This is a genomic window from Tepidiforma thermophila, from assembly GCF_002563855.1.
GTDB lineage: Bacteria > Chloroflexota > Dehalococcoidia > Tepidiformales > Tepidiformaceae > Tepidiforma > Tepidiforma thermophila.
This window is the reverse complement of sequence record NZ_PDJQ01000001.1, coordinates 2,286,461-2,312,773: the sequence shown is the minus strand read 5'-3', so window position 1 is coordinate 2,312,773 and position 26,313 is coordinate 2,286,461. Positions and strand designations below refer to the sequence as shown.

The 26,313-nt window shown below is 68.8% G+C and carries 26 protein-coding genes and 1 other RNA gene; 14 read left to right on the top strand and 13 right to left on the bottom strand.

All coding sequences use genetic code 11. The features are described 5' to 3' along the window. Positions 1 to 5: 5 nt before the first annotated feature. Positions 6 to 761 (bottom strand): dienelactone hydrolase family protein, encoded by a 756-nt coding sequence (locus A9A59_RS11305; protein WP_098504883.1) that lies wholly within the window; start codon positions 759 to 761, stop codon positions 6 to 8. 52 nt (positions 762 to 813) lie between these two features. Continuing rightward, positions 814 to 3,546, bottom strand: a complete 2,733-nt coding sequence (gene polA / locus A9A59_RS11300; protein WP_165772688.1) for a DNA polymerase I — start codon at positions 3,544 to 3,546, stop codon at positions 814 to 816. A gap of 129 nt (positions 3,547 to 3,675) precedes the next feature. Here polA and A9A59_RS11295 point away from each other — a divergent pair, with 129 nt between their 5' ends. From A9A59_RS11295 to A9A59_RS11285, 3 genes are read left to right on the top strand one after another with little or no spacing between them, the layout of a single operon-like run. Further along, the gene (locus A9A59_RS11295; protein WP_098504363.1) at positions 3,676 to 4,827 is read left to right on the top strand and encodes an acyl-CoA dehydrogenase family protein; all 1,152 of its coding nucleotides are present in this window, start codon (positions 3,676 to 3,678) and stop codon (positions 4,825 to 4,827) included. A gap of 27 nt (positions 4,828 to 4,854) precedes the next feature. Further along, the gene (locus A9A59_RS11290) at positions 4,855 to 5,745 is read left to right on the top strand and encodes an ABC transporter ATP-binding protein (RefSeq protein ID WP_098504362.1); all 891 of its coding nucleotides are present in this window, start codon (positions 4,855 to 4,857) and stop codon (positions 5,743 to 5,745) included. Next, positions 5,742 to 6,542: an ABC transporter permease subunit gene (locus A9A59_RS11285; protein WP_098504361.1), complete on the top strand. Its 801-nt coding sequence runs from the start codon at positions 5,742 to 5,744 to the stop codon at positions 6,540 to 6,542. The genes A9A59_RS11290 and A9A59_RS11285 overlap by 4 nt, the downstream gene beginning before the upstream one ends. 398 nt (positions 6,543 to 6,940) lie before the next feature. Here the strand turns inward: A9A59_RS11285 and A9A59_RS11280 are convergent, their stop codons facing one another. After that, positions 6,941 to 8,323 carry a CoA transferase gene (locus A9A59_RS11280; RefSeq protein ID WP_098504360.1) on the bottom strand — a complete coding sequence of 461 codons (1,383 nt, stop codon included), beginning with the start codon at positions 8,321 to 8,323 and terminating at the stop codon, positions 6,941 to 6,943. After that, complete coding sequence (locus tag A9A59_RS11275) at positions 8,323 to 8,730, bottom strand: thioesterase family protein (protein WP_098504359.1); 408 nt, start codon at positions 8,728 to 8,730, stop codon at positions 8,323 to 8,325. Before A9A59_RS11275 ends, A9A59_RS11280 begins: the two co-directional genes overlap by 1 nt. 100 nt (positions 8,731 to 8,830) lie before the next feature. Between A9A59_RS11275 and rnpB the strand changes: the two genes are divergently transcribed. From rnpB to A9A59_RS11250, 5 genes are all read left to right on the top strand, one after another. Continuing rightward, positions 8,831 to 9,200: RNase P RNA component class A (gene rnpB / locus A9A59_RS11270), an RNA gene on the top strand. 95 nt (positions 9,201 to 9,295) lie between these two features. After that, positions 9,296 to 10,138, top strand: coding sequence for a thioredoxin (gene trxA, locus A9A59_RS11265; protein WP_098504358.1), 843 nt, complete (start codon positions 9,296 to 9,298; stop codon positions 10,136 to 10,138). Positions 10,139 to 10,224: 86 nt separating this feature from the next. Beyond that, positions 10,225 to 11,298 (top strand): 3-deoxy-7-phosphoheptulonate synthase, encoded by a 1,074-nt coding sequence (locus tag A9A59_RS11260; RefSeq protein ID WP_165772687.1) that lies wholly within the window; start codon positions 10,225 to 10,227, stop codon positions 11,296 to 11,298. An 80-nt stretch (positions 11,299 to 11,378) separates the two neighbouring features. Then, positions 11,379 to 12,308 (top strand): SDR family NAD(P)-dependent oxidoreductase, encoded by a 930-nt coding sequence (locus A9A59_RS11255; protein WP_098504356.1) that lies wholly within the window; start codon positions 11,379 to 11,381, stop codon positions 12,306 to 12,308. 130 nt (positions 12,309 to 12,438) lie between these two features. Next, positions 12,439 to 12,891 (top strand): PAS domain S-box protein, encoded by a 453-nt coding sequence (locus A9A59_RS11250; RefSeq protein WP_098504355.1) that lies wholly within the window; start codon positions 12,439 to 12,441, stop codon positions 12,889 to 12,891. On the opposite strand, the gene A9A59_RS11245 is transcribed toward A9A59_RS11250, so the two are convergent. Next, positions 12,881 to 13,618, bottom strand: coding sequence for a tyrosine-protein phosphatase (locus tag A9A59_RS11245; protein WP_165772686.1), 738 nt, complete (start codon positions 13,616 to 13,618; stop codon positions 12,881 to 12,883). The genes A9A59_RS11250 and A9A59_RS11245 overlap by 11 nt on opposite strands. Positions 13,619 to 13,728: 110 nt before the next feature. On the opposite strand from A9A59_RS11245, the gene A9A59_RS11240 reads away from it, so the two are divergent. Further along, positions 13,729 to 14,820 (top strand): M20/M25/M40 family metallo-hydrolase, encoded by a 1,092-nt coding sequence (locus A9A59_RS11240; RefSeq protein ID WP_098504353.1) that lies wholly within the window; start codon positions 13,729 to 13,731, stop codon positions 14,818 to 14,820. 5 nt (positions 14,821 to 14,825) lie between these two features. Here the strand turns inward: A9A59_RS11240 and A9A59_RS11235 are convergent, their stop codons facing one another. From A9A59_RS11235 to yqeC, 3 genes are all read right to left on the bottom strand, one after another. Next, positions 14,826 to 15,578 carry an ACT domain-containing protein gene (locus A9A59_RS11235; protein WP_098504352.1) on the bottom strand — a complete coding sequence of 251 codons (753 nt, stop codon included), beginning with the start codon at positions 15,576 to 15,578 and terminating at the stop codon, positions 14,826 to 14,828. A gap of 75 nt (positions 15,579 to 15,653) precedes the next feature. Beyond that, the gene (locus A9A59_RS11230; RefSeq protein ID WP_133117606.1) at positions 15,654 to 16,034 is read right to left on the bottom strand and encodes a hypothetical protein; all 381 of its coding nucleotides are present in this window, start codon (positions 16,032 to 16,034) and stop codon (positions 15,654 to 15,656) included. Further along, on the bottom strand, positions 15,997 to 16,770 hold the full coding sequence (yqeC, locus tag A9A59_RS11225) for a selenium cofactor biosynthesis protein YqeC (RefSeq protein ID WP_165772685.1): 774 nt from the start codon (positions 16,768 to 16,770) through the stop codon (positions 15,997 to 15,999). Before yqeC ends, A9A59_RS11230 begins: the two co-directional genes overlap by 38 nt. Before the next feature lie 22 nt (positions 16,771 to 16,792). On the opposite strand from yqeC, the gene mobA reads away from it, so the two are divergent. From mobA to A9A59_RS11200, 5 genes are all read left to right on the top strand, one after another. Next, a complete protein-coding gene (gene mobA, locus A9A59_RS11220) occupies positions 16,793 to 17,410 on the top strand; it encodes a molybdenum cofactor guanylyltransferase (RefSeq protein WP_165772684.1) in 618 nt (205 codons plus the stop codon). 202 nt (positions 17,411 to 17,612) lie between these two features. Then, positions 17,613 to 19,013, top strand: a complete 1,401-nt coding sequence (locus tag A9A59_RS11215) for a magnesium chelatase ATPase subunit I (RefSeq protein ID WP_098504349.1) — start codon at positions 17,613 to 17,615, stop codon at positions 19,011 to 19,013. A gap of 4 nt (positions 19,014 to 19,017) precedes the next feature. Continuing rightward, positions 19,018 to 19,560 carry a GNAT family N-acetyltransferase gene (locus A9A59_RS11210; protein ID WP_098504348.1) on the top strand — a complete coding sequence of 181 codons (543 nt, stop codon included), beginning with the start codon at positions 19,018 to 19,020 and terminating at the stop codon, positions 19,558 to 19,560. 38 nt (positions 19,561 to 19,598) lie between these two features. Beyond that, on the top strand, positions 19,599 to 19,934 hold the full coding sequence (locus A9A59_RS11205) for an RNHCP domain-containing protein (RefSeq protein WP_098504347.1): 336 nt from the start codon (positions 19,599 to 19,601) through the stop codon (positions 19,932 to 19,934). Then, complete coding sequence (locus A9A59_RS11200) at positions 19,931 to 20,794, top strand: acyl-CoA thioesterase (RefSeq protein ID WP_098504346.1); 864 nt, start codon at positions 19,931 to 19,933, stop codon at positions 20,792 to 20,794. The genes A9A59_RS11205 and A9A59_RS11200 overlap by 4 nt, the downstream gene beginning before the upstream one ends. Here A9A59_RS11200 and A9A59_RS11195 read toward each other — a convergent pair. The 5 genes from A9A59_RS11195 to A9A59_RS11175 all read right to left on the bottom strand — a co-directional run bounded on the left by A9A59_RS11195 (position 20,791) and on the right by A9A59_RS11175 (position 26,276). After that, positions 20,791 to 22,092: a dihydrolipoamide acetyltransferase family protein gene (locus A9A59_RS11195; RefSeq protein ID WP_278286891.1), complete on the bottom strand. Its 1,302-nt coding sequence runs from the start codon at positions 22,090 to 22,092 to the stop codon at positions 20,791 to 20,793. The genes A9A59_RS11200 and A9A59_RS11195 overlap by 4 nt on opposite strands. A 3-nt stretch (positions 22,093 to 22,095) precedes the next feature. Next, entirely contained in the window at positions 22,096 to 23,079 is a 984-nt protein-coding gene (locus tag A9A59_RS11190; protein ID WP_098504344.1) for an alpha-ketoacid dehydrogenase subunit beta, read from the bottom strand. After that, positions 23,072 to 24,073, bottom strand: a complete 1,002-nt coding sequence (pdhA, locus tag A9A59_RS11185) for a pyruvate dehydrogenase (acetyl-transferring) E1 component subunit alpha (protein WP_278286890.1) — start codon at positions 24,071 to 24,073, stop codon at positions 23,072 to 23,074. The genes A9A59_RS11190 and pdhA overlap by 8 nt, the downstream gene beginning before the upstream one ends. Continuing rightward, entirely contained in the window at positions 24,070 to 25,491 is a 1,422-nt protein-coding gene (lpdA, locus tag A9A59_RS11180) for a dihydrolipoyl dehydrogenase (RefSeq protein ID WP_098504343.1), read from the bottom strand. Before lpdA ends, pdhA begins: the two co-directional genes overlap by 4 nt. Before the next feature lie 110 nt (positions 25,492 to 25,601). Continuing rightward, positions 25,602 to 26,276, bottom strand: a complete 675-nt coding sequence (locus tag A9A59_RS11175) for a class I SAM-dependent methyltransferase (protein WP_098504342.1) — start codon at positions 26,274 to 26,276, stop codon at positions 25,602 to 25,604. Positions 26,277 to 26,313 lie beyond the last annotated feature (37 nt).

Sequence of the window (26,313 nt, the reverse complement as noted above, 5' to 3'; positions counted from 1 at the left end):
CGTTCTCAGCCCAGGTGCCGGCGGAAGAAGTCGAGCACCTTCCGCCAGCCGTCGACCGCCGCCTCGGCGCGGTAGGCCGCCGGCCGGTCGTGATAGAAGAAGCCGTGCCCGGCCCCAGCGTACATGTGGAACTCGTACGTCTTCCCGTACTTCTTCAGCTCCTCCTCATGCTGCCGCACCTGCTCCGGCGAAGGCGCCCGGTCCTCCTCGCCGAAAAGCCCCAGCAGCGGGCACGAGAGGTCCTTTGTGTAGTCGATTGGCGCAACCGGCCGCTTCTCCGTGAGGTCCTCCGGCCGCATCACCACGCCGCCGCCCCAGAGGTCGACACAGGCATCGAATCGCTCCCGGCAGGCAGCCAGGTATGCGTGCCGCCCGCCGGAGCAGGTGCCCGTCACGCCCACCTTCCCGTTCGATTGCGGCAGCGCCCGCAGGAAATCCCGGCAGGCCGCCGCATCGCCCACCACCTGGTCGTCAGGCACCCCGCCTTCGGCCCGAACCTTCGCCGCGACGTCCTCAGGTGCGCCCGTCCCCGCCCGGCAGTACAGGTCCGGCGCCGCGACCATGAACCCGTGGTATGCAAGCTTCCGCGCCGCCTCCTTGGTCCACTCGTCCCACCCGGGCATGTGATGCAGCCAGACCACGCCGGGGAATGGCCCCGGCCCGAGCGGCCGCACGAAATACACCGAAATCCAGTGCCCGCCATATCCCGGGATTTTCGTGACCTCGGCAAGCATCCCGTCGTAGGCGCCAGTATCAGCCATCGCCAGCACTCCCTCGTTCAAACCGGTATCGTGCGGCGCAGTATAGGCCGGCCTACTCCATCTCGCCCCAGTTGCGGCCCTGCTTCAGGTCCACCTTGAGCGGCACCTTCAGCTCGATGCTTGCCGGCATCACCCGCGCCGCCAGCTCCCGCACCGCCTCCACCTCATCCGCCGGGCACTCGAAAATCAGCTCGTCGTGGATTTGCAGGATCATCCGGCTCCGCAGCCCCCGCTCCTGCAGCTCCCGGTCGATGCGGATCATTGCCACCTTGATGATGTCGGCCGCTGTCCCCTGGATCGGCATGTTGATCGCTTCCCGTTCGGCCGCGGCGCGCGCCTGGTAGTTATTGCTCAGGATCGCCGGCAGGTACCGCCGCCGCCCGAACAGCGTTTCCGCGTACCCGTGCTCCCGCGTAAACCGGAGCGTCTCGTCCTGCCACCGCGCGATGCCCGGGTAGTTCCGGTAGTACGTGTCGATGAACCGCTCCGCCGCGTCCCGCGTCATGCCCGTCCGGCTGGCCAGCCCGAATTCGCCCATGCCGTAGGCGATGCCGAAGTTCACCATCTTCGCCGTGTCCCGCATCTCCCGCGTCACTTCGGAGGGGTCGACCCCGTAGACCGTCGCCGCTGTGGCCCGGTGGATGTCCTCGTCGTTCAGGAACGCGCGGATCAGCCCCTCGTCACCCGAAACATGGGCAAGGATCCGCAGCTCGATCTGCGAGTAGTCCGCGCCAACCAGCCACGGGTCATCGAAATACGACGCGACGAACGCTCTCCGGATGGCACGGCCCGTCTCGGTCCGCACCGGGATGTTCTGCAGGTTCGGGTTGATGCTGCTCAGCCGCCCCGTCGCCGCAACGGTCTGCTGGAAATCGGTATGAATCCGCCCGTCCTCCGCGACCGTCGCCGGCAGGGCGTCCGCATAGGTCGACTTCAGCTTCGTCAGCTCACGGTACTGGAAAATCAGGTCGATGATCGGCGTCAGGTGCCGCAGCCCCTCGAGGGACCGCTGGTCCGTGCTGTAGCCCTGCGTCGTCTTCCGCGTTTTCGGCAGCCCCAGCTCACCGAAGAGCACGTCGCTCAGCTGCTTCGGGCTCCCGATGTTGAACTCGTGGCCGACGATCGCATAAATCTCCCGCTCCACCCGTGCCGCCTCCTCGCCCAGCTGCCGCGATGCCTCCCGCAGCACCGCAAGGTCGACCGCCACGCCCACATTCTCCATCCGGTAGAGCACCTCGACGAGCGGCATCTCCATCTCGGCGAACAGCTTCCACTGGCCCCGCTCGCGGAGCTCCGCGGCCAGCGGCTCACGCATCCGCAGCGCAAAATCCGCCTGCTGGCACGCGTACGGCATCACCGCCTCGATGCTCGCCTGCGAGAGCGCGGTCGCATTCCGGCCGGTCCCGGTCAGCGATTGCAGCGAAACCAGCTCGATGCCCAGCCGCTCATTGACCAGCGCGTTCAGGGACGACGACGTCTCCCCGAGCAGGAACGCCGCGATGCTGACGTCAAAGCGGCCGCCCCCGAGCGTCATCCCGTTCCGGTCGAGCATGTGCAGCAGGTACTTCACGCCGTACGCCGTCTTCTCCAGCCCCTCGTCCGCAAGCACCGGCCCAAGCACCTCGCGCACATAGTCGAGCTTCACCTGCCGCGTCTCGCCGTCCATCCGCGGTGCATGCCCGACCGGCACATACCACGCCTGCCCCGGGGTGGTCGCGAACGCCAGCCCGAGGAGGAGCGGATGGCTGCTGTCGCCGGCCGTGGAAATTCCCGCCGCAGCGAAGCTCCCCGCAGCCCGCAGGGTCGCCGCCAGCTCCTCCAGTTCAGCCCGGCTCCCGACTGCGCGGTACGCCGCCTCCGCGGCGGCCGCTGCCGCTGTCGTCCGCGACCCGAGCACCTCATCCAGCCGCTGCGCAAGAACCCGGAATTCCAGCTCCCGGAAAAGCGCCGCAATCCGCTCCCGGTCGAAGCCCCCGACCCTGCACTGCTCGAGGTCGAACTCGATCGGCAGGTCTGTGTGGATCGTCACCAGCTCCTTATTGCGGAAGGCGAGCTCCTTCCCCTCGAGCAGCTTCTGCTTGAGCGCCGGCCGGACGAGCTCGATGTTCTCGTAAATCGCCTCGATCGGCCCGAACTGCCGGATGAGCTCGGCAGCCGTCTTCTCCCCAATCCCGTAAATGCCCTGGATGTTGTCGCTGGCGTCGCCCTTCAGCGCCTTGAAATCAACCATGTACTTCGGGCTGAAGCCCCATCGCTCGGCCGCCTTCGCTTCGTCGTACTCCACGGTATCCCGCTGGAACGGCCGGAACAGGAACAGCTTGATGTTCGGGCCGAGGAGCTGCACAAGGTCGGTATCAAGCGTCGCGATGTAGGTCTCGATGCCCTGCGCCGCGGCCTTCGTCGCAATCGTCCCCGCAACATCGTCCGCCTCGTAGCCCGGCACCTCGTAAATCGGGATGCCGAACGCATCGAGCATCTCCCGCACCCGGCCCATCTGCCGCAGCAGCTCGTCCGGGGCCGCGCGCCGCGTCGCCTTATACGCCTCGCTCGCTTCGTGCCGGAACGTCTTCCCGCCGGCATCCCACGCCGCACAGATGTGCGTCGGCCGAAGCTGGTCGAGCACCCGGATCAGCGTCTCGGCATAGCCGTGGACGGCGAACGTCAGCTCGCCTTTCGAGGTCATCAGCGGCCGGTCGGAGTTCGCGAACGCAAAAAACGCCCGGTACAGGATCCCGTGCGAATCCAGCACCACAAGCCGCGGCTTCCCCTCGCTTCCGGTGGGCACCCGCCAAGTATAGGTCACTGCCGAGCCCTTTCGGCGCGGTGCCGGCGCGCTGATCTCGCCACCGGCAGCCGGCCCGCTACACTATCCGCCGACAGCACGTCGAGCACTTCCACCCGGAGCCCCTTCCCCATGGATTTCCGCCTCACCCCCGAACAGCGCGCCTTCCAGGCCGAAGTCATCGACTTCATCGAGCACGGCCTGCCCCCCGGCTGGGACCAGGAGTTCGAATCTCTCGAAGACCGCCTCGCCGTCGAACGCGACATCATGAAGCGCCTGGCCGCGAAGCGCTGGCTCGCCCTCCCCTGGCCGAAGGAATACGGCGGCCTCGGCGCCTCCCCAATGCAGCAGATGCTCTTCAACGAGCAAATGGCCTACCACGGCGTCCCCGGCACCGTGAACATGGGCGTCGCCTGGGTCGGGCCCGTCGTCATGCTCTACGGCACCGAAGAGCAGAAGGCCCGCTTCCTCACCCGCATCGCCGACGGCACCGACCTCTGGTGCACGCTTTACTCCGAACCCGGCGCCGGCTCCGACCTCGCTGCGATGCAGACCCGCGCCGTCCGCGACGGCGACGACTACATCATCAATGGCCAGAAAATCTGGACCACCTTCGGTCACTACGCCGACTGGGGCTGGCTCGCTGCCCGCACCGACCCCAACGCCCCCAAGCACAAAGGCATCTCCACCTTCGCCGTCAAGATGGACAGCCCCGGCATCACCGTCCGGCCCCTCGTCAACATGGCCGGCACCCACGAGTTCAACGAGGTCTACTTCGAGGACGCCCGTGTCCCCGCCAGCAACCTCGTCGGCGAAGAGAACCGCGGCTGGTACAACGTCGCCGTCGGCCTCGATTTCGAACGCTCCTCCATCGGCGCGACCTCCAACGCCCGCCGCACCGTCGATGACCTCGTCGCCCTGCTCAAAGAGCGCCGCGGCCGCACGCCCGACCCCATCCGCCACCGCATGGCCGAGCACGCCATCGGCGTCCAGATCCTCCGCAACCTCGCCTACTACATCGCCTCCCAGCAGGAGAAGACCGGCATCGCGCCCACGCGCGAAGCCCAGATGGCGAAACTCTTCGGCGCCGAACTCCAGCAGCGCATCGCCGCCACCGCCCTGCAAATCTTCGGCATGGGTGGGCAGGCCGCCCCTCCGGGCTCGCGCGCCCTCCGTTACCAGTACCTCTACCTCCGCAGCGTCGCCAACACCATCGAAGGCGGCACCTCCGAGATCCAGCGCACCGTCATCGCAACCCGGGGCCTGGGGCTGCCCCGCGAATGACCCGCACCGCGGACCCCGTGGCGCGCGATGCCTGACCCGGCCATCGAAACCCGGGGGCTCACAAAGCGCTTCGGCTCCATCACCGCCGTCGATCGCCTCGACCTCGCCGTCCACCGCGGCGAGGTCTTCGGCTTCCTTGGCCCCAACGGCGCCGGCAAAACAACAACAATCCGGCTCCTCCTCGGCTTTATCAACCCCACCGCCGGCAGCTCGCTCGTCTTCGGACGGCCCGGTGCCGACCCCGCCGCCCGCCGCCGCATCGGCTACCTCCCCGCTGACCTCGCCTTCGACCCCCGCTACACCACCAGCGACCTCATCGACTTCTTCGGCAGCCTCCGCGGCGGCTACGACCATCCCTTTACCGCGGCCCTGCTCGAACGGTTCGCGCTCGATCCATCGCGCCCAATCGGCGACCTCAGCACCGGCAACCGGCGCAAGGTTGGCATCGTCCAGGCCTTCATGCACCGCCCCGACCTCTACATCCTCGACGAGCCAACCTCCGGCCTCGACCCGCTCCTCCAGCAGGAGTTCCAGCGCCTCGTGCGCGAAGAAGTCGCCCGCGGCGCCACGGTTTTCCTCTCGTCCCACGTCCTCCCCGAGGTCGAGGCCCTGGCGTCCCGCGTCGGCATCCTCCGGCGCGGGCGTCTCGTCACCGTCGCTGCCATCGATGAACTCCGGCGGAAGGCCCGCCAGCGGATCGATATCTACACCGCCGGCCCTCCCCCGCGCGGTCTCTTCGAGCAGCTCCCCGGCGTCCGCACCGTCAGCTACCACGACAGCGGCGTGCACCTCGTGGTCGAAGGCGCGGTCGACGCCGTGATCAAGGCCGCCGCGGGCCTCACCGTCGAGCGCATCCATACCCCCGGCCAGGACCTCGAAGACCTCTTCCTCGAGTACTACCAGGGCGGTGGCGCATGACGATCTTCCGGCGCACCCTCCGCGACCGCCGCCGTGCGCTCCTCTGGTGGGCGCTCGGCTTCCTTGCGCTCAACCTGCTCACGCTCGCCTTTTTCCCCACCATCCGCGGGCAGCAGGACTTCGATGAACTGGTCCAGCAAATGCCCGAAGCCCTCCGCGCAATGTTCGGGATGGAGCAGGGCATCTCGCTCGGCTCGGCCGCCGGCTACCTCTGGGCGCGGCTCTTTTCCTCGCTGCTCACCGTGCTCCTCGTCGTCTACGCCATCGTCGGCGGCGCCGGGCTCATCGGTGGCAGCGAAGAGGACGGGACGCTCGAACTGCTGCTCGCCAACCCCGTCTCCCGCGAACGGGTCGCCCTCGAACGGGCGCTCGCCTTCGCTGCCGCCCTCGCCGCGCTCACTGCCGTCGCCGCGCTCACGCTCATCGCCCTGGCTCCGCCCTTCTCCGCACTCGAGGGCATCGATGCCGGCGGCCTCGCCGCCGCTTTCGCCGGGGCATATACGCTGGCCCTCCTGCATGGCGCCGTGGCGTTCATGGGTGGCGCCGTATCTGGCCGCAGGGGTCCGGGATTGGCTGCTGGCACCGTCCTCGCTGCCGGCGGCTTCCTCGCCCAGGGCCTGCTCTCGGCCGCCGGCGCCCCCGAATGGGTCAGCAATCTGAACCCCTGGTACTGGTACCTCAAAGAGAACCTCCTCGCCTTCGGTCCCCGCTGGGAGGCAGCCCTGCCTGCCCTGGTCCTCGCCGCGGTTCCCGTTGCTGCAGGCGTGGCCGTGTTCCGCCGCCGCGACCTGCGCTGAACGATGCTCTCCCCCCGGTCTCAGGGTTCTCCCGACACCGGAAGTGTGAAAATTCCGAAAGAACGTTGCCTCACCCCGTACACCCGCAACCGAAACGTGCCGTCAACCGTGGTGTAACTCCCGCGCGAGGTGCCGCAGTGCTCGACCCGGCCACATCTGATTTCCCGTCAGTGATTCCCTTCGACGAACGCACCCGGCGCGTTCTCGAACTGCGCGAGCTGGTCCGTCGCGGCGCCTACCGCCCCGACCCCCGCGAAATCGCCCTCGCCCTCCTCGCCCACGCACTGGCGTGCCCCGCCCCGGAGGAGGCCGGGCCGCTCCCGGCGTTCGACCCCGCGCGCTTCATCGTCCGGCCTGCCGCGTCTGCCGCCGATGCAAGCAGCCCGCCGGGCCGTCTCCTAGCCTGCCCAGGCCGGCCTTCCGCTCCCGAGGGGCGCACTCGGCAGCTCCCAGTGCGGGTCCGTCTCCGACATCCGCAGCGCCGGCCGCAGGAACCGCATTAGCCCGTACCCGGTTTCTCGCTCGAGCATCCAGCCGCCCATATCGCCCGTTCCGCTCGCCGCTGCCGGGTCGAGGTCATGCCCCAGGTCGTAGTACCACATACTCGTCCGCGCCAGCGAAACCCGCACCAGCCATGAGCCGCCTTCGTCGGCCCGTCGCCGGAGCGCCATCATCGCCCCGAGCGCCCCGAAATAGCCCGTGGTGTAATCGTTCATCGCCGCCGGGGCCAGCACCGGCGGCCCGTCGCCGCCCTGCCGCACGCACACGCCCGTGGCCGCCTGCGCCAGCTGCTCCCAGCCCGGCCGCCCGTCCCACGGCCCGCCGTAGCCGAAGGCGTTCTCGGTCACATAGATGATCCCCGGGCGCAGCGCCGCGACCTGCGCCGGGCCGAACCCCCGCCGTTCCAGCGACCCCCACTGGAACCCCTGGGAAAACACGTCGGCCCCGCGCACCAGCTCCTCCAGGGTTGCGCGCCCGGCCGGGTCGTCCAGGTCAAGGTACGCCTGCCGCTTTCCGTGGCCCGTGTCCATCTCAAACCGCTCGACCGTTGGAAGGCGCGGCCCCGCGATGTGCAGCACCTCCGCCCCGTGCTCGGCCAGCGTCCGCGCCACTGTCGGCCCGGCCAGCACCCGGGTCAGGTCGAGCACCCGCACGCCCCGGAGCGGCCGGTCGCCCTCACCGAACGGCTCAGGCGGTGCGTCGCCGATGCGGACCAGCTCCACGACGGGCTTCGCGGCGAGCGCCTGCCCCTGCGGGTGCGCGAGCCACTCCGCGTTGGTCCGGCAAACCGCAGCGCAGAGGCCCTGCCCCGCCAGGGCATCCTCCAGCTCGAAAGCGCCCCGCCGCCGGGTCGCGGCCGCAATCTCCTCCGCACTCGCGCCCTCGCCCAGTCCGAGCTCCGCCAGGATGCCCGGGCCGTGGGTAAAACTCCCGTGCAGGTGAATGAACCGGCCGTCGCCGCACGGCCAGATCGCCGTCACGTTCGAACCGGACCGCGGCGCAGGCGGGCCCGCCTGCCCGTTCACCTCAAGCAGGAGGTAGCTCCGGAGCGAAGCCGCCGCGTGCCGCACATCGATGGCCATCGCCTGCCGGCGCCCGCCGCGCAGCCGCCAAATCCGGCCTGCTTCCTGCCCCACGAGCGCAAGAGCCACCGCGGCCCCCTCCCCGAGGTGGAACGGCGTCGGCAGCACCGGGTCTTCGCCCGTGATCGTGACCTCGGTCTCCGGGTCGAGGTCGAGACCCGCCCGGGCTGCGTACCAGGCCGCCCGGTCGCGGTCCATCACTGCGCCCCGGCCCGCTTCGCCGCCAGCCGCCCCTCGAATCGCGCCCGGTCGACCACGAACCGCTGGTGCGTCCCGTGCCCGACCTGCTCCGCGCCGTCGTGGGCCGTCCACTCGAAATCGAACCGCCTCCCGTCGACGGCGACCAGCCGCACCTCGGCTGTCACCTCCATGCCCTCCGGCGTCGCGCCCGTGTGGTTGATGACAATCTGCGTCCCCACCGTCATCTGCCCCGGCTCGAGGAAGCCCGCCATCCACTCGGCCGCGGTCTTCTCAACCAGCGCGCCCAGCGACGGCGTCGAAAATACGTCCGGCGTGCCCGCTACGATCCGGCTGGCGAAATGCTCCGGCGCACACCGCACCGAGCCCCGGGCCGTCGCGCCGACCTGCATCGCTTCGATGCCCATCGAGTCCCTCCTGCTGCGGCTGGTCCGCCGCCCGTCATGCGCGGCCGCATCATACCGGCCCGTCGACAGCCCACCAATGAACGCGGGACAATAGAACTGTCCAGCAGGCCGGGCAGCCGCTCCCCGCCCCGTGCGGGGAGAGGAAAGTCCGGACTCCACCGGGCAGGGTGCCAGGTAACGCCTGGGCGGCGCGAGCCGACGGAAAGTGCAACAGAAACATACCGCCTCCGGTCGCCCCCGGCGGCCGGCGGTAAGGGTGAAATGGTGCGGTAAGAGCGCACCGGCGTCCCGGTAACGGGGCGGCCGTGCAAACCCCACCCGGAGCAAGGCCGAATAGGGGAGGAGGGTGCCCGGCCCGCCACAACTCCCGGGTTGGCCGCTAGAGCGCGCCGGCGACGGCGCGCCCAGAGAGATGGCTGCCGCCCCGCCTCCGCGGGGTACAGAATCCGGCTTACAGGCCTGCTGGACGCACCCACGCGGGCTCCCTTCGCCACCGCCGAACGACCATTCCAATCCGGTCGTCCATTCGCTACGATCGAAACAACATACCCCCGTGGAGTATCCAATGCCCGCCGCAACGGTCATCGATGTCACCGACGCCAACTTCGCGACGGAGGTCCTCGAGCGGTCGAAGACTATCCCCGTCGTCGTCGATTTCTGGGCGCCATGGTGCGGTCCCTGCCGCATGCTCGGCCCCATCATCGAAAAGGTCGCCGCCGAGAACGAGGGCAAGGTTCTCCTGGCCAAGCTGAACACCGACCAGAACCCCCGCACCGCGATGCAGTTCCGCATCCAGGGCATCCCCGCGGTCAAAGCCTTCAAGGATGGCAGGGTCATCGCCGAGTTCACCGGCGCCTACCCCGAGCCCCAGGTCCGTGCCTTCTTCCAGAAGGTGATCGGCGCCGCCGGGACCGGCGCGTCCTCGGCCGAAGAGCTCCTCCGCAAGGGCGACGTCGCCGGCGCCGAGCGCGAATACCGCGCAATCCTCGAAAAGTCCCCGAATGACGCCAACGCCATCGTCGGCCTGGCGACGATCCTCCTCGCACGCGGCGCCCGCGACGAAGCCGAGCGTCTCCTCGAGCGGGCCCCCGCCGACCGGCGTGCAAAGGCCCTCAAGCACCGCATCTTCCTCGACGAGTTCCGCCAGAAGCACGCCGGTGAGGACCTCGCGGGAGAGGTGCAGCGCAACCCCCGCGACCCCCGCGCTCGCTACCGCTGGGGCGTCATGCTCGCCGCCCAGGAGCGCTACGAAGAGGCTCTCGACCAGCTCCTCGAATCCGTCCGGCTCGACCGCACCTTCGCCGATGGTGCCGCCCGCAAGGCGATGCTCGCCATCTTCGATATCCTCGGCCTCGAATCGCCCATCACCCGCGAATACCAGCGTCGGCTCTCCAGCGTCCTCTTCTGAATGCATCGCCGCTTCGCGCGTAGAGCGGACCCGGGAGATAATCGCGCCAACATAACATCCCCCGGGACCGCTCTATGATTATTCATATGGCCGAAGGCGCGACCATCGACCAGGTCGAGCGCGTTATCAACCGCATCACCCAGGATTACGGCCTTCGCTGCGAGACCATCGTCTCCAACACCACCGTTATCGGCGTCAAGGGCGTCGCCTCCATCGTCGACGAGGGCCGCATCCTCGAACTCCCCGGCGTCGACCGCGTCATCCGCATCACCGAAAAATACAAAGACGCCTCCCGCACCTTTCACCCCGAAGACACCATCGTCTGGGTCGCCGGCAAAGTCCCCGTCGGCGGCAGGAACCTCACCTTCTTCGGCGGCCCCTGCGCCATTGAATCCGAGCAGCAGGCCCTCGAATCGGCTCGCATCGCCAAAGAGGCCGGCGTCGATGTCCTCCGTGCCTTCGTCGATAAGTCCCGCACCAGCCCCTACGACTACCGCGGCATGGATATAAAGAAAGGCCTCGAAATCGCCGCCGCGATGAAGGCTGAAACCGGCCTGCCCACTGTCTCCGAGCTCATCGACCTCCGCCACCTCGATCTCTTCCTCGAGTATGGCATCGACGTCATCCAGATCGGCGCCCGCAGCGCCCAGTACTCGCCCCTCCTCGAAGAGCTCTCGAAGATCGATAGGCCGGTCATCCTCAAGCACGGCTTCGGCAACGACATGAACGAGTGGCTCTGCGCCGCCGCCTACATCATGTCCGGCATCGACCGCGAGCGCCGCAGCGTCTCCGAGGGCAACCGCAACGTCATCCTCTGCTACCGCGGCATCAAGAGCTTCGAAACGGAGACCCGCTTCGCCGCCGACATCGGCATGATCCCGCTCGTGCGGATGAAGTCCCACCTGCCGCTCATCGCCGACCCCTCCCACAGCTCCGGCGACCGCCGCCTCGTCGAGCGTGTCACCTATGGCTTCGTCGCCGCCGGCGCCCACGGCATCGAGTTCGATATCCACAACAACCCCGCCGAGGCGCTCTGCGATGGCAAGCAGGCTGTCAACCACGAAGCGCGCCGCATCATCGAGAACGCCCGCCGCATCCACGCGCTCCTCGCAGACGTCGGCATCGAATCCGGGTCCACCGTTTCCGTCGCAGCCAAATAACCGCCACCGCGCCCAAGCCCACAGGCCGCTGATGGCGTAGGATTCCCTCGCACAACCGCTTCCTCGGAGGAACAGCACCCATGGCAGTTCGTCTCGATGGCCAGGTCGTCCTGGTTACCGGCGCCGGCCGCGGCCTCGGCCGCGCCTACGCCCTCGACCTCGCCAAGCACGGCGCAAAAGTCGTCGTCAACGACTTCGGCGGCTCCGTCTCAGGCGAAGGACACGACGACACCCCCGCCCAGCAGGTCGTCAACGAAATCAAGGCCGCCGGCGGCGAGGCCATCGCCGATGGCGGCGACGTCGGCAGCTACGAAGACTGCTACAAGATGATCAAGCTCGCCGTCGACACCTGGGGCCGGCTCGATGCTGTCGTCGCAAACGCCGGCATCCTCCGCGACGTCACCATCCACAACATGAGCGAACAGGATTGGGACGCCGTCATCCGCGTCCACCTCAAGCAGTGCTACAACCTCGCCCACCACGCCTGGCCCATCTTCCGCCAGCAGTCCTACGGCCGCTTCGTCATGGCCACCAGCACCTCCGGCCTTATCGGCAACTTCGGCCAGGCCAACTACGGCGCCGCCAAGGCCGGCATGTACGGCCTCATGAACGTCCTTAAGCTCGAAGGCGAAAAGTACAACATCAACGTCAACCTCATCGCCCCGGCCGCCCAGACGCGCATGACCGCCAATCTCATGGGCCGTGACCCCAACGACCCCGAGCGCGCGGTCGTCATGGCCCCCGAGCATGTCGCCCCGGCCGTCACCTACCTCTGCTCGCCCCAGTGCGAGGAAAGCGGCATCTGCATCGCCGCCTCCGGCGGCCGCTACAGCCGCATCGCCATCGTCGCCAATAAGGGCGTCACCTACGACCCGCACGAGTTCAAGGACGCCGACTGGTTCGCCGCCAACTGGAGCAAAATCACCGACCTCTCCGACGCCTACGTCCCGTGGTCCTTCCGCGAGACCCGCGAGGAGCACTACGCGGCGAAGAAGGCGGCCCAGGGCTAAGCCGCACCTGTCATTCGCGTCCGGGGCCCGGCAGCATGTGCTGCCGGGCCCCGTTCCGCTTCGACTTGGCCGCAAAACTGGCAGCGGTGGGTGTAAAGTCACGGCATTGACATTGCCGGGGGTCGTGCCCATGCCGTCCAGCCTCGCCGACCTGCTTCTCCGCCAGTCGCCGGACGCCGTCATCTTCGCCGGCCTCGATGGCGTCATCCAGGTGTGGAATCCCGCCGCTGAGGCGATGTTCGGCTTCCCCGCTGCCGAAGCCATCGGGCAGGACCTCAACATCATCATCCCGGAGCCGTTCCGGGAGGCCCACTGGACGGCCTACGACCGCGCGCTCGCCGCCGGCGATACCAAATACCGCGGCCAGGCCATGCCCACGCGCGCCCGCCGCGCCGACGGCTCCGAGTTCTACATTGAGATGACGTTCGCCATCGTCAAAGACGAAACCGGCACGGTTCTCGGTGCCCTCGCCCACTGCCGCGATATCACCGAGCGCTTCGAACGCGACCGCAGCCAGCGTCGCCGCCTCCGCGAACTCGAAGCAGAGCTCGAACGGCTCCAGGGCCCCGCCGCTACGCCGTAAGCCGTGCGCGCACGGCCGAAACGGTGTCGCTGCTGACGCCAATCGCGCGCGCGTAGCCCTCTGCCGACCCGTACCGCTCCCGGAGATGCCGCAGCGTCGCCGCCATATCCTCCGGCGGAGCCGCCAGCAGCGCTGCAGCCCGTTCCTCGTCGAAGCCCCGCTCCCGCATCTGCGGAAGCCATTGCTCCTTCAACGGCGCCAGCAGCTGTTCCGTCACCATGTAGTCCTCGATGATCGTTGCCTCGTCGACCCTCGCGAGGTCGAGCAGCAGCGCAGCCGCGATGCCCGTCCGGTCCTTCCCCGCGGCACAGTGGAAGAGCACCCGTCCATCCGCCTCGGCGAACGTCTCGAAGAGCGTCCGGTAGGCCGCAGCCCCCACCTCGAGGAACATCGCGTACATGACCGCGAATCCCGGGAACTCGCCATCGAAACCCGCCGGCGACATGTCGTGCTGGAACACCGGCGCGTGCACCACCCGTATCCCGTACCGGCTGGCATCCGGCGTCCGGTCCCGCTCCCGCTCCGCATCCGAGCGGAAGTCGACGATGGTCAGCACCTCGCGCTCGCGCAGCTGCTCCAGACCGCGGTCGGTCAGCCGGTGCAGGCTGGCCGACCGGATGGCGATGTCGGTGGTTTGCGTTCCGGCCGCCGTCCGGTAGCCGCCAAGGTGGCGCACGTTGTGCGCGACTTCGAGCCGAAGCTCCCGGCTGGAGATCACGAGTTCCATACCTCCACTATGCGGCACCCGCATGAAACATTCATTAACGCCAGGAGAAATGTTTGGCGCTGCTCCCGCGCCGTATCCTCTCCCCAGCGACCAGCCCCGGAGTGCTGCCCATGATCACCCGCGACCGCATCGTGCAGACGTTTCTCGACCTCGTCGGCATCGACTCGCCATCCGGTGAAGAGGACGCCATCGCCGGTGAGCTCGAACACCGCCTGCGCGCCCTCGGCCTCCAGGCCGTCCAGGATGCGGCCGGCAACGTGCTCGCCCGCCTCGAGGGCGCCGGCGCCCCGGTGCTCCTCTCCGCCCACATGGATACCGTCGAGCCCGGGCGCGGCATTAAGCCCCGCTGGGACGGCCCCGACATCATCCGCAGCGACGGCACCACCATCCTCGGCGCCGACAACAAGGCCGGCTGCGCCGTCATCCTCGAGGTCCTCCAGTCGCTCATCGAAGACGGCGGACCGCATCGCACGGTCGAAGTCGCCGTCAGCCGCGGCGAAGAGGTCGGCCTGGTTGGTGCCGCGAACATGGACTACTCCCGGATCACCGCCAGGGTGGCCATCGTCATCGATAGCGGCGGTCCGCCCTCGTCCATCCAGGGCCAGGCGCCCTACCACTACGTCTACGACATCGAGGTTCACGGCCGGAGCGCCCACGCCGGTCTCGAGCCCGAAAAAGGCATCCCGGCGGTCACCATCGCCGCCGAGATCGTCGCCGGCCTCCCCCAGGGCCGCCTCGACGATGAGACGACCGGCAATGTCGGCATCATCCGCGGCGGGCTCGTACGCAACGCCGTCCCTGACTATTGCCTGGTCCAGGGCGAATTCCGCTCCATGGTCGAAGAAAAGGCCGAGACCCTCGCGCGCAGCGCCCGCCGCCACATTGAGACCGTGCAGGCCCGCCACCCGGGCGCCCGCATCGAGGCATCCATCCGCATGGCCTACCCCGGCTACCGGCTCGAACCCGGCGACCCCGCCGCCGACCTCCTCTACCCCGTGCTCCGCTCCCTCGGCTTCGAGCCGAACCCCCACCCGGTCGGCGGCGGCACCGACGGGAACGTCTTCCGCGGCCATGGCATCGCCGCCGTGGTCATTGGCCGCGGCGGCTACAACCAGCACACGAAGGATGAGTACCTCGTCGTCCCCGAAATGCTCGACTGCGCCCGCGTCGTCGAGGCTGCCGTTCGCACCCTCCCCGCCTGAGACTCTCATGCCGCTCCGAGGGTGATTGCCCGCGCGGGCAGCGTACCGCCCGGCCCGGGCTCAGCCGACCCGCGAAACCCTCTCCCCCGGTCGAACACCGGCGTCACCGCTTTTGCCAGCACGTCGAGCCGCTCCAGTTCCCCGCGGTAGAACGGCGTCGCCATCGTGCGGATCGCCACAGCCAGCTCCACCGTGCCAAGAGGTGCTATGGCCACCCAGGCCGCGCCCGTTTCCGACGCAAACGCTGCGGGCACCCAGCCATCAGCGGCCGGGAACGCCGCGGCTGCCCCACGTGCGAGCACCCACCGCCCGGCGAACGGCTCATGCGGGCCAACCACCGCCGTTGCCGGCAGGCCCACAACCGGGACAAACCCGCCCGTCTCGATGCACCGCAGCACGGCAGCCCGGTCTGCCCGCATCACCCTCGAGATGCCTGTCACCAGCTGCGACCGGGCCTCCACCTGCGTCGGCGCCCCGGTCACGTTGGCGATGGCCATGCCCATCTCCACGGCGGGGTCGCCGAGCGGCGCATCGAACGTTCGGACGGCCACCTCTGGCCAAAACCCGCCAATTGCCGCCCCAATGTCTTCGGCGCTCGCTGCCCGGAGGAGCAGGTCGTCGACCACCACGGAGCCCTCGTGGGAGACCACATCGAGCCGGACGATATCTACCCGGTGGGCCGCCAGCGCTGTTGCGACCGCTGACAGCGCGCCCGGCCGGTCCGGCATGGTAAGACGAATTGCCCTGACGACTGCCATGCCGCCAGCATCGCACCTGGCGGTTGCGCCCCGGTTTCGAACGCATGACGCCGGTGTTGCGGCTGCGCGGCCCGGCTACATGCGCGTGTCCCGCTCGAACTCGCCGTTTGCGAGCGCTGTCACCCGCTGCGCCAGCACGCGGCTCCCTTTCCGCACCGGCTCGAACCGCCACGCCAGCGCCTCCTCGAACACTTCCGCCGTCGCCCGCGGCACCGCCCCTTCCCGGGCCATGATCCACGCACCTGCCAGCAGCCGCAGGTGATACAGGGTGGCCCCCCGGTACATCCCCGCGTCGAGCGCCTCCACCAGCTCGGTGAACTCCGCGGCCACCCGCTCCGCCAGCGCTGCCGCCGGCTGCTTCACCATCGGGTCGCGGTCCACTACCCGCCCGAAGGACGTCATCAGCCTGCCGTAAATCTCATCGGTAATCCGCGGCCGGCGCCGAAACCACGCCACCTTGCCTCACCTCGTGCACGATTCCTGCGTGCGCCGTGGCGACCACCACACGCACATACCCGCCGGCCTGCAGCCGCTCCGCCAGCGCAATCGACGCCGCCGTCGGCGCCCCCGGCGTGTTCACCAGCGCGCAGAGCCGCGCCCCGGCCGGGACGCCCTTTCGCCCGCCCGCCGGGTGAAGCAGCACCCGTGCCGCCGCTTCTGCGTCAACCGGCGCCCCCGGGCGCAGGCCCGCGAGCGGCCCCGCCAGCTCCGGACGGTGGACCCACCGCGCATCGAGCGGCTGCCCGAGCACTGCGGCCCCAACACAGACCACCACGGCGGTGGCGGCCGCCGGGATGACCGGCTCGTGCGCCGCGGGCGCCTTGAATGGGCGGTGCGCCGACCCGTCCGCTTCCACCAGCACCAGCCGGTCCTGCCCCGCCAGCAGGTCGACTGCACCGGGCGCGAACCCGAGCATCCGCCCTCGTTCGCCCCGGCCGGAGATGAGCGTAGCCGCGCCGTATTCGGATAGGGCCGACGCTGCCCGCGCAGCCAGCTCGCCGGGCTCGGCCGTCACCACCGGCGGCATCGGCAGGCCCGCTGGCTGGGTGAACCTTACGGTCGTCGTCACCACCACCGGTATCCCCCGCCCCTGCGCCTCCAGCGCCAGCCGGAACAGCAGCGACGTCTTGCCCCCGCCGCCGACCGCCGCCACCATCTCTCCCGGGGCGAATCCAAATGCATCCAGCAGCATCTCTTCGATTCTACGGTGCCCCGTGAGCCGCGGCCTCGAGGCCGTCATCCTCGCCGGGGGCCGCAGCACCCGCTTCGGCCGCGATAAAGCCTCCGCACCGCTCCGCGGCCGGCCCCTCCTCCAGTGGGTCGCAGAGGCCGTCGCGCCGGCGGTCGACCGCCTCGTCATCGTCCGCGCCCCCGGGCAACTGTTACCCCCGCTCGACCTGCCGGTCCCGGTCGACCTCGTCGACGATGAATTCCCCGGCCTCGGGCCCCTCGCGGGCCTCGCGACCGGCCTTGCCGCGGTCGCGGCCCCGCTCGCCTTCGCATGCTCCTGCGATGCCCCGCTCATCGCTCCCGCCCTCCTTGCGCGCCTCGCCGACATCGCCCGCGCAGCCTCTGCGGATGTCGTCTGTCCGCGGGTCGGCGGCTACCCCCAGCCGCTCGTCGCGGTCTACCGGCCCGCAACCTGTGCCCCGGCCTTCCGCCGTGCGGTCGAGTCCGGGGCAGGCGGCCTCCGCATCCTCGCTGCCTACGCAGGTCTCCGCGTCGTCGAACCCGGCGAAGCCGAGCTCCGCGCTGTGGATCCCGGCCTGCGCAGCTTCCTCAACGCCAACACGCCGGACCGGCTGGCCGAAATCGACGCCCTGCTCGGGTAATTTCCCCCGCGAATGCCAGCCCGCTCACCCTCGGTTGACAGGCCTGGGGGGCACCCTAAGATTGAGCCAGAGGCCCGGTACCTGCGAACGGTACCGGGCGCACTGCCAGCGGCAGTGTCCGGGAACGGGCTTGCGCCACGGGGCGCCGCCCCTCCATCGGCTCCCGGCATCCAGCCGGTAACCTCATCGGAGTGGCACACCAGTGACGACACTCGAACGTCCCCGCACCGTCGGCGAACTTCGCGCCTCCGGCTATCGCGTCCTTCCCGTCCGCGAGGAGATGCGGAAGAACCTCATCGCGAAGATCCGCGCCGGCGAAACCCTCTTCCCGGGCATCTACGGCTACGACGACACCGTCATCCCCCACATCGTCAACGCCATCCTCGCCGGCCAGGACATCATCTTCCTCGGCGAGCGCGGCCAGGCGAAATCCCGCATCATCCGCTCCCTCGTCAACCTCCTCGACGAGGAGATCCCCATCCTCGCCGGCTGCGAAATCCCCGAGGACCCCTTCAACCCCATCACCCAGGCCGGCCGCGATCTCATCGCCGAAAAGGGAGACGACGCCCCCATCGAGTGGCTCCCCCGCGAGAAACGCTACGGTGAGAAGCTCGCCACCCCCGACATCACCATCGCCGACCTCATCGGCGAGGTCGACCCCATTAAGGTCGCTGAAGGCCGCTACCTGAGCGATGAGCTCACCATCCACTACGGCCTTATCCCGCGCACCAACCGCGGCATCTTCTGCATCAACGAGCTCCCCGACCTCGCCGAACGCATCCAGGTCGGCCTCCTCAACATCATGGAGGAGCGCGACGTCCAGATCCGCGGCTACCGCATCCGCCTGCCGCTCGATGTCTTCATCGTCGCCTCCGCTAACCCCGAGGACTACACCAACCGCGGCCGCATCATTACGCCGCTCAAGGACCGCTACGGCGCCCAGGTCCGCACCCACTACCCGACCCGCATCGAACACGAAATCGACATCATGGAAGCGGAGCACCACCCGGTGCCGGCCGACTTCGACGTCGCCGTCCCGCAATACATGAAGGAGATCATTGCCGAGATCAGCCGGCTCGCCCGACGCAGCCCCGACATCAACCAGCGCTCGGGCGTCAGCGTCCGCGCCTCCATCGCCAACTACGAGTCGATGCTCGCCAATGCCCTCCGCCGCGCCATCGTCACCGGCGAAGACCGCGTCGTCCCGCGCGTCAGCGACCTCCCCTATGTTGTCCCGGCCCTCTCCGGCAAGGTCGAGTTCGAAACCGTCGAGGACGGCCGCGAAGACCAGATCATCGAAAAGCTCATCCAGGGCGCGGTCGTGGCCGTCTTCAACCGCTCGTTCAACCTCGGCGAACTGGAGCAGGTTGTGAACCGCTTCAAAGCCGGCGTGGCCGTCGAAGTCGGCGACATGGTTCCCTCCCGCGAGCACGCCGCCGTCGCCCGCCAGATCGAAGGTCTCATGCCGGCTGTGGAGAAGCTCGGCGGGGCCGGCAGCGACGCCGAAACCGCGGCCGCCGTCGAATTCATCCTCGAAGGGCTCCACCTCAACAAACGGCTCAACAAGGACCGCGTCGGCGGCAAGACCCAGTACCGCGGCTGATGGCGTGACAGCAACCACCATCCGCATCCGCGCTATCGAACCCCATGGCCCCCTCTTCGAGGGGGCCATCGCGGTCTACGGCGACGCGTTCGCCGAACCGCCCTACAGCGACCTCGACCGCGGACGTGAGGTCCGCGCCCGCATCCGAGATACCCATCGCTACCGCAAGGGCTTCCGCTTCCTCATCGCCGAATCCGCCGATGGCGAAGTCTGCGGGATGGCCTACGGCTACCACGGCGAAGACGGCCAGTGGTGGCACGATGCCGTCGTCCGCTGGGTCGGGCCCCGCGTCGCTGCCGAGTGGCTGAGCGATGCCTATGAAGTCGTCGAAGTCGCGGTCGCCCCCGCTGCGCAGGGCCGCGGCGTCGGCAGCGCGCTCGTCAACGCCCTCCTCGACGGCCTCACCGAGCGGACCGCCGTTCTCAGCACCCGCACTGACAGCCGTGCCCACGAGCTGTACGCACGCCTCGGCTTCGAGTACCTCGCCGAAATGACCTTCACCGCCGGCGGCTGGCCGTTCTACATCATGGGCCGCCGCCTCCGCTGACCGTAACCCGCACCGGCAGTACTGTTGAGGACGTCCCCATGCCCGACGCCGAGACATTCCGCTGCATCAAATGCCGGAGCACTGTCGACACCCTCGCCTTCGGCACAACCCAGCGCAATCACTGCAACCGGTGCCTCTGGAGCCGCCACGTCGATAACTTCCCCGGCGACAGGAAGGCTGCCTGCGGCGGCCCCATGGAGCCCCTCGCCGTCTTCGTCGCACCTGACGGCGAATGGATGCTTATCCACCGCTGCAAGTCCTGCGGCGTCCTGCATGAAAACCGCATCGCCGGCGACGACAACCTCATGATCCTCATGGCTATCGCCGCCCGTCCGCTCGCCAACCCCCCTGTCCCCCTGGAGTACCTGCCGTGACTCGAAGCCGCGCCCTCGACCTGCTCCTCCAGAACCTGCAGCTCGAACGGCTCGACCGCGACCTCTTCCTGGGGCAACCCGGGCCTGGCACCGGCCGCCTCTTCGGCGGCCACGTCGCCGCGCAGTCCGTCATGGCCGCCGGCCTCACCCTCGAGCCCGGCGCGGGGTTCATCCACTCCCTCCACGCCTACTTCCTCAAGGGCGGCAGCCACGATGTCCCCATCCGCTTCGTCGTCGACCGCATCCGCGACGGGCGCACCTTCTCGACCCGTCACGTCGTCGCCTACCAGGGCGGCGAAGCCATCTTCGACCTGAGCGCCTCCTTCGCCAGGCCCGAAGACGGCGTCGCCCACCAGGACGTGATGCCCGCCGCTCCGCCGCCCGATGGCCTCCCCGACTGGGAGGAGGTCCGTGGCGAAATCCTTGAAGACGCCGAACGCCGCCGCCGCTCCCAGCCTGTTGAAATCCGCGTCGTCGACCCCGACCTCCCGGGCGAGCGCCTGCCCGCCCGGCGCCGCATCTGGATGCGCCCCAATGGCGAACTGCCCGATGACCCGCTCATCCACGCCGCCGTGCTCACCTACGCCAGCGACCGCACCCTCCTCTCCACGGCTGCGAGGCCCCACGGCCTGACCTGGGGCCGCCGCATGTCCGCCAGCCTCGACCACGCGGTCTGGTTCCACGGGCCCGTCAACTTCAACGGCTGGGTCCTCTACGCGAGCGAAAGCCCTGTCGCCCGCCACGCCCGCGGGCTCATCTTCGGCTCCATCTGGACCCCGAACGGGCTGCGCATCGCCTCCGTCGCCCAGGAGGGGCTCATCCGCATCCCGCGCGACCGGACCGAAGACGCCCCGCGTTAGAGCGCCAGGGTTGCCGGCTGTTCCAGGATGCCCTGGATCTCCTTGATGAACCGCGCCCCTTCGACGCCGTCGGTCACCCGGTGATCGGCGCTGAGCGCCACCTTCATCACCTGCCGGATAACAATCTCCCCGTCGCGCACCACCGGCTTCGGCATGACCGCACCGACACCGAGAATGGCCGCCTGGCTCGGGTTGATAATGCCGATAAGGGTCTCAACCCCGTACGCGCCCAGGTTCGTAATCGTGAACGTCCCTTCGCCGTACTCGGCCGCCGTCAGCTTCCCGGCGCGCGCCCGTTCGATCAGGTCCTTCGTCTCCTGCGCAATCCGGCCCAGCGATTTCGCCTGGCAATCCAGCACCGCCGGCGCAATCAGCCCCTCGTCGAGCGCAATGCCGATGCAGATATTGATCCGCTCGTGCATCCGGAGACCATCATCGGAGTACGCCGCGTTGAACTTCGGGTGCCGCTCCAGCGCTAGCGCGCACGCCTTCACGATCAGGTCGTTGATTGTCACCTTCTGCCCCTCGGACAGCCCGGCATTCAGCTGTGACCGGAACGCCAGCGCGTCCGTCATATCGATGTCGAGCGTCAGGTAGTAGTGCGGCTGCGTCTGCTTCGAAAGCGTCATCCGGTGCGCGATCGCCTTCCGCATCTTCCCCAGCTCGATCGTTTCGCCGCCGGCAGCAGCAGGCGCCGGCGCAGGAGCGGGCCGGGCCGGGGCAGGAGCAGGTGCCGCTGCCGGGGCCATTGCCGGTGCCGTGGCCGCGGCGGCCGGCCTCGCGGCCAGCGCCGCGATCGCCGCCTCCACATCCCGCCGCAGAATCCGCCCGTCCGGGCCCGAGCCCTTCAGGGTGCGGATATCGATGCCCGCCTCACGGGCGATCTTCCGGGCCACCGGGCTGATCCGGATTCTCCCGTCCTCCGGCTCCTCGGCCTGCGCGGTCGCCGCCGCCGGTTCCGCGGCCTTTGCCGTTGCTGCTGCCGCCTTGAGCTCGGGCTCGATCTCCCGCTTCGCCGGCGGCGGCACCGGCTTTCGCTCCACCTCGGGCGGCACCTCCGCCGGGTCGCCGAGGATCGCGATAACGTCCCCTACCGGCACAATATCGCCCTCGTTGGCAACAAGCTTCAGGATCGTCCCCGATTCGAACGCCTCAAGCTCAACGGTCGCCTTGTCCGTCTCGATCTCGGCGATGACATCCCCGCGCCGCACCGTGTCGCCAACCTGCTTCAGCCAGCGGACGAGCGTGCCCTCCACCATGTCCGCCCCCATCTGGGGCATCGTCACTTCAATCGTCACGGCTCACTCCTTGAACATCCCGAGGACCGCCTCGACCACGTCTTCCTCGGATGGCAGCGCGTAGAACTCGAGATTCCGATTGTAGGGCAGCGGCACATCCTTGCAGGCCACCCGCGCCACCGGCGCATCCAGCCAGTCGAAGGCCCGCTCCATAATCTGCGCTGCCAGCTCGCCGCCGAAGCCGCCGAACTTCCACGCGTCTTCCACGACCACTGCGCGGTTCGTCTTCTTCACCGAAGCAACGACGGTGTCGATGTCCAGCGGCCGGAGCGTCCGCAGGTCGATCACCTCCGCGCTGATCTCCTCCTGCTCTTCCAGCAGCTGCGCCGCCCGGATTGCCTGGTGCACGCTCCCGCTGTAGCCCACGATCGTCACGTCCGTGCCCTCGCGCACCACGTTCGCCACCCCGAACTCGACCAGGAAGTCCGGGTCATCCGGCACTTCGCCCCGGAGGCCGTAGTTCGCCGTGTGCTCGATGAAAATCACCGTGTTCTCGTCGCGGAAGGCCCGCTTCAGCAGCCCTTTCGCGTCCGCCGGCGTCGATGGACACACCACCTTCAGTCCCGGGAAATGCGCGTACAGCCCCTCCAGGCTGTGGCTGTGCGTGGCCGCCAGCTGCGAACCGCCGCCGCTCGCCATCCGGATGACCAGCGGCACGTTTATCTGCCCGTTCGACATGTACAGCAGCTTCGCCGCGTTGTTCACAATCTGGTCGAGCGCGAGGAAGCTGAAGTTGATGGTCATAATCTCGACCATCGGGTGCATGCCCCCCATGGCCGCGCCGATGCCGATGCCTACAATGGCCGATTCGGCGATGGGCGTATCGCGCACCCGCTCCTCGCCGAACTCCTCCAGCAGCCCTTTCGTCACCGCATACGACCCGCCATAGAGGCCGATGTCCTCGCCGAGCAGGAAGATCCGCTCGTCGCGCAGCATCTCCTCGCGCAGCGCTTCCCGCAGCGCGTCGCGCATCCGCATCTCAGCCATTGGACGGCTCCTTGTACAGGTGGTCGAAGAGCGTCTCCAGCGCCGGCTGCGGGCTCCGCTCGGCGAACTCAACCGCCTCGTTCACTACCGCCTCGGCCCGCGCTTCGATCTCGGCATAGCCGGCGTCATCCAGCATCCCCGCCTCCGTCATCTGCCTCCGGAGCCGCTCGATGCAGTCGCGCCGCTTGGCTTCCTCGATCTCCTCCTTCAGCCGGTACAGCTCCGGGTCGGCCATCGAGTGGCCGCGGTACCGGTACGTCATCGCCTCGATGAAGTACGGGCCCTTCCCCGCGCGCGCGTGGGCCACCGCCTCCCGCGTCGCCTCGTAGACGGCCAGCACGTCCATGCCGTCCACCGAAACCGCTGGCATGTTGTACGCCGCCGCCAGCTTCGGAATCTCGGTCGAAAGCGATGCCTTGAACGGCACACCCATGCCGTACAGGTTGTTCTCGCAGAAGAACACCGTCGGCGTGTTCCACAGCACCGCCATGTTGAGCGCCTCGTGGAACTCACCTTCACCCACGCTCCCGTCACCGAAGATGCAGAGCGTCACGAAGTCCTCGCGCCGCATCTGGGCCGCCACCCCGAGCCCCACCGCCAGCGGCAGGTGGGCCGCGACGATCGCGTACCCGCCGAGGAATCCCTTCTCGACGTCGTACAGGTGCATCGAGCCGCCGCGCCCGCCCGCCACACCGGTGGCCTTGCCGAAGAGCTCCGCCATCACCCGGTTCGGGTCGAGCCCCCGCGCCAGGGCGTGTCCGTGGTCGCGGTAGTGCGTCAGGATTTTGTCCTTCGGCTCCAGGCAGTTGATCGAACCGACCGCGCACGCCTCCTGCCCCGTGTACAGGTGAAGGAAGCCGCGGATCTTCCCTTTCGTATACAGCTCGCCGCACTTCTCCTCGAAGCGGCGGATGAGCACCATCTGGTACAGGAACAGCCCCAGCTGCTCCGCGCCCAGCTCATGCATCAGGTCCTTGCGGGTTTCTGTGGTCACCGTGTCGCGGCTCCTTCCCGCGGCGTCGTTCGCCGCCGCGCAATGTGGATGGCTTCCCCGTCGGCTGCCAGTGCAGCCTCTTTGAGCGCCTCGGGCAGCGTCGGGTGCGCGTGCACCGCAAACCCGACCTCCGCCGAGGTAGCTTCCAGCAGCGCGACCATCGTCGCTTCGCCCAGCAGGTCGTTGATGTCGTGCCCAACCATGTGGATGCCGAGCACCTGCCCGGTCGCTTCCTCCACTACCACCTTCACGAATCCCTCGGTGTGGCCGGCCGCCACCGCCTTGCCCAGTGCCGTGAGCGGGAACCGCCCCGTGCGGACCGTAAAGCCCGCCGCTTTCGCCGCTGCCTCCGTGTAGCCGATGGAGCCCACCTGCGGCTGACAGAACGTCGCCCGTGGCATCTGGACATAATCTGGTTCGGGCCGCGACAACCCGGCAATCGCCTCCGCCGCCAGCACGCCCTGGTGCGAGGCCACGTGCGCCAGCATCAGCTTCCCGGTCACATCCCCCACCGCGTAGATGCCCGGCACGTTCGTCTCCATCCTCCCGTCAATGTCAATGAACCCCCGGGTTGTCCGGACCCCGGCCGCCTGCAGCCCCAGCCCATCCGTGTGTGCGACGAACCCCACGGCGACCAGCACCGTATCCGCCTCCAGCGCGCCCGCCCCGTCCGGTCCCTCGGTTCGCACCACCGCGCCCGCGCTCGTCCGCTCGATGCCGCTGACCTTCGTGCTCACCATGCAGCGGATCCCCCGCGCCTCGAAGCTTCGGCGCAGCAGTCGGCCGATATCGGGGTCCTCGAGCGGGACGAGCGTCTCCATCATCTCGACAATGGTGACCTCGCTCCCGTAGCTCGCCCACAGGTGCGCGAACTCCACGCCGACCGGTCCCGCCCCGATGATTACCGCCCTCCCCGGCGGCATCCGGCGCTCCAGCGCCTCCCTGCTCGTGATGACGGTCTCGCCGTCCGGTTCCATGCCCGGCAGCACCCGCGTGTGTGCTCCCGTCGCGATAATGATGTTGGCCGCCCGGTACTCTGTCCCGTCCACCGCTACCGCGCGCGTCCCCGCCAGCCGGGCCGTACCGTGGATCACCTCCACCCCATTGTCGCGCAGCAGCCCCTCGACGCCGCCCACGATCTGGTCCACCACCTGCCGGCTCCGGTCGATCGCCGCGCCGAAATCGAAGGACACGCCGTCAGCGCCGCGCAGGCCCCACCGCGCGCCTTCCCGCACCGCGTTTACCACGTCCGCGTTCTTCAGGAGCGCCTTGCTCGGGATGCATCCCCAGTTCAGGCAGAGCCCGCCGACCCGGTCCTTCTCGAAGACCGCGGCCTGTAGCCCCAGCTGGGCCGCCCGGATGGCGGCCACGTACCCGCCGGGCCCGCCCCCGATAACTGCGACGTCCCACTGAGTCATAGCGTCCTCCTAGACTACCATAGGCAGTATCGAACGGAACGGGCCCACAGCACAGTCAGCTGCCTCTCCACTCTGCCCGATTCCGCAAGAGGCTGTCTACGTTCGAACGTTTACGATTCCGTGCCCCGCGCGGCCGGGAACACGTCGACCTGCCCCGGCCGACGTAGCACGTACATGGCATGCGTGCGGAACGGCGGGATCGCCGCCAGCGGCCCGTACAGCCACGGCGCAAATCGCCCGACCCGGCGCGCTATCGGGGGAGCCAGGGTCAGAGTCTTCACCCGCATCGGGCAGCGCGGGAACCACCGCCGAATGTCGTCCTCCAGCACCGGGTGCACGTTCGGGTTCGCCGGGTTCCGCCGCCGCATGTCGTACACAACGATGAGCCCGCCCGGCCTGGTGATGCGCACCAGCTCCGCGGCAATCCGCTGGGCCACATCTTCATCTGCCACCGAACTGAAGAGCGTGAACGCCAGGGCCAGGTCGAAGGCCCGGTCCGGCTCGGGAATCCGCTCGGCGCTCCCCTCATGTACCCGGATGTCGCTCGCTCGGGACCGGCAGTATGTCACCGCCGCCGGGTCAATATCCTGCCCCGCGACGTTCTGCGGCTTCGCGCCCCACTGCACCAGCTGCCGCAGGTTGTACCCCGTCGAACACCCCGCTTCGAACGCCCGCAGTTCCGCGAGCGACGTCCACCCAACCCGCACGAACAGACGCGCCAGGTAGCGCTCGCGCTCCTGGACCATCAGCAGGTTGCCCGGCTGCAGGATTGACTGGTCCGCCATGCCCCCGTTGCCAATCTACGCGCACGGCACCCTCGGG

Excerpts from the sequence above, each read along its gene's own strand:
- A9A59_RS11175 (WP_098504342.1), bottom strand. The coding sequence starts at position 26,276 with ATGGCGGACCAGTCAATCCTGCAGCCGGGCAACCTGCTGATGGTCCAG.
- A9A59_RS11280 (WP_098504360.1), bottom strand. The coding sequence starts at position 8,323 with ATGGACCGCGACCGGGCGGCCTGGTACGCAGCCCGGGCGGGTCTCGAC.
- A9A59_RS11260 (WP_165772687.1), top strand. The coding sequence starts at position 10,225 with ATGGCCGAAGGCGCGACCATCGACCAGGTCGAGCGCGTTATCAACCGC.
- A9A59_RS11205 (WP_098504347.1), top strand. The coding sequence starts at position 19,599 with ATGCCCGACGCCGAGACATTCCGCTGCATCAAATGCCGGAGCACTGTC.
- lpdA (WP_098504343.1), bottom strand. The coding sequence starts at position 25,491 with ATGACTCAGTGGGACGTCGCAGTTATCGGGGGCGGGCCCGGCGGGTAC.
- A9A59_RS11250 (WP_098504355.1), top strand. The coding sequence starts at position 12,439 with ATGCCGTCCAGCCTCGCCGACCTGCTTCTCCGCCAGTCGCCGGACGCC.
- A9A59_RS11245 (WP_165772686.1), bottom strand. The coding sequence starts at position 13,618 with ATGGAACTCGTGATCTCCAGCCGGGAGCTTCGGCTCGAAGTCGCGCAC.
- A9A59_RS11285 (WP_098504361.1), top strand. The coding sequence starts at position 5,742 with ATGACGATCTTCCGGCGCACCCTCCGCGACCGCCGCCGTGCGCTCCTC.
- A9A59_RS11275 (WP_098504359.1), bottom strand. The coding sequence starts at position 8,730 with ATGGGCATCGAAGCGATGCAGGTCGGCGCGACGGCCCGGGGCTCGGTG.
- A9A59_RS11235 (WP_098504352.1), bottom strand. The coding sequence starts at position 15,578 with ATGGCAGTCGTCAGGGCAATTCGTCTTACCATGCCGGACCGGCCGGGC.
- yqeC (WP_165772685.1), bottom strand. The coding sequence starts at position 16,770 with ATGCTGCTGGATGCATTTGGATTCGCCCCGGGAGAGATGGTGGCGGCG.
- trxA (WP_098504358.1), top strand. The coding sequence starts at position 9,296 with ATGCCCGCCGCAACGGTCATCGATGTCACCGACGCCAACTTCGCGACG.
- A9A59_RS11240 (WP_098504353.1), top strand. The coding sequence starts at position 13,729 with ATGATCACCCGCGACCGCATCGTGCAGACGTTTCTCGACCTCGTCGGC.
- A9A59_RS11190 (WP_098504344.1), bottom strand. The coding sequence starts at position 23,079 with ATGGCTGAGATGCGGATGCGCGACGCGCTGCGGGAAGCGCTGCGCGAG.
- A9A59_RS11305 (WP_098504883.1), bottom strand. The coding sequence starts at position 761 with ATGGCTGATACTGGCGCCTACGACGGGATGCTTGCCGAGGTCACGAAA.
- A9A59_RS11255 (WP_098504356.1), top strand. The coding sequence starts at position 11,379 with ATGGCAGTTCGTCTCGATGGCCAGGTCGTCCTGGTTACCGGCGCCGGC.
- A9A59_RS11290 (WP_098504362.1), top strand. The coding sequence starts at position 4,855 with ATGCCTGACCCGGCCATCGAAACCCGGGGGCTCACAAAGCGCTTCGGC.
- A9A59_RS11295 (WP_098504363.1), top strand. The coding sequence starts at position 3,676 with ATGGATTTCCGCCTCACCCCCGAACAGCGCGCCTTCCAGGCCGAAGTC.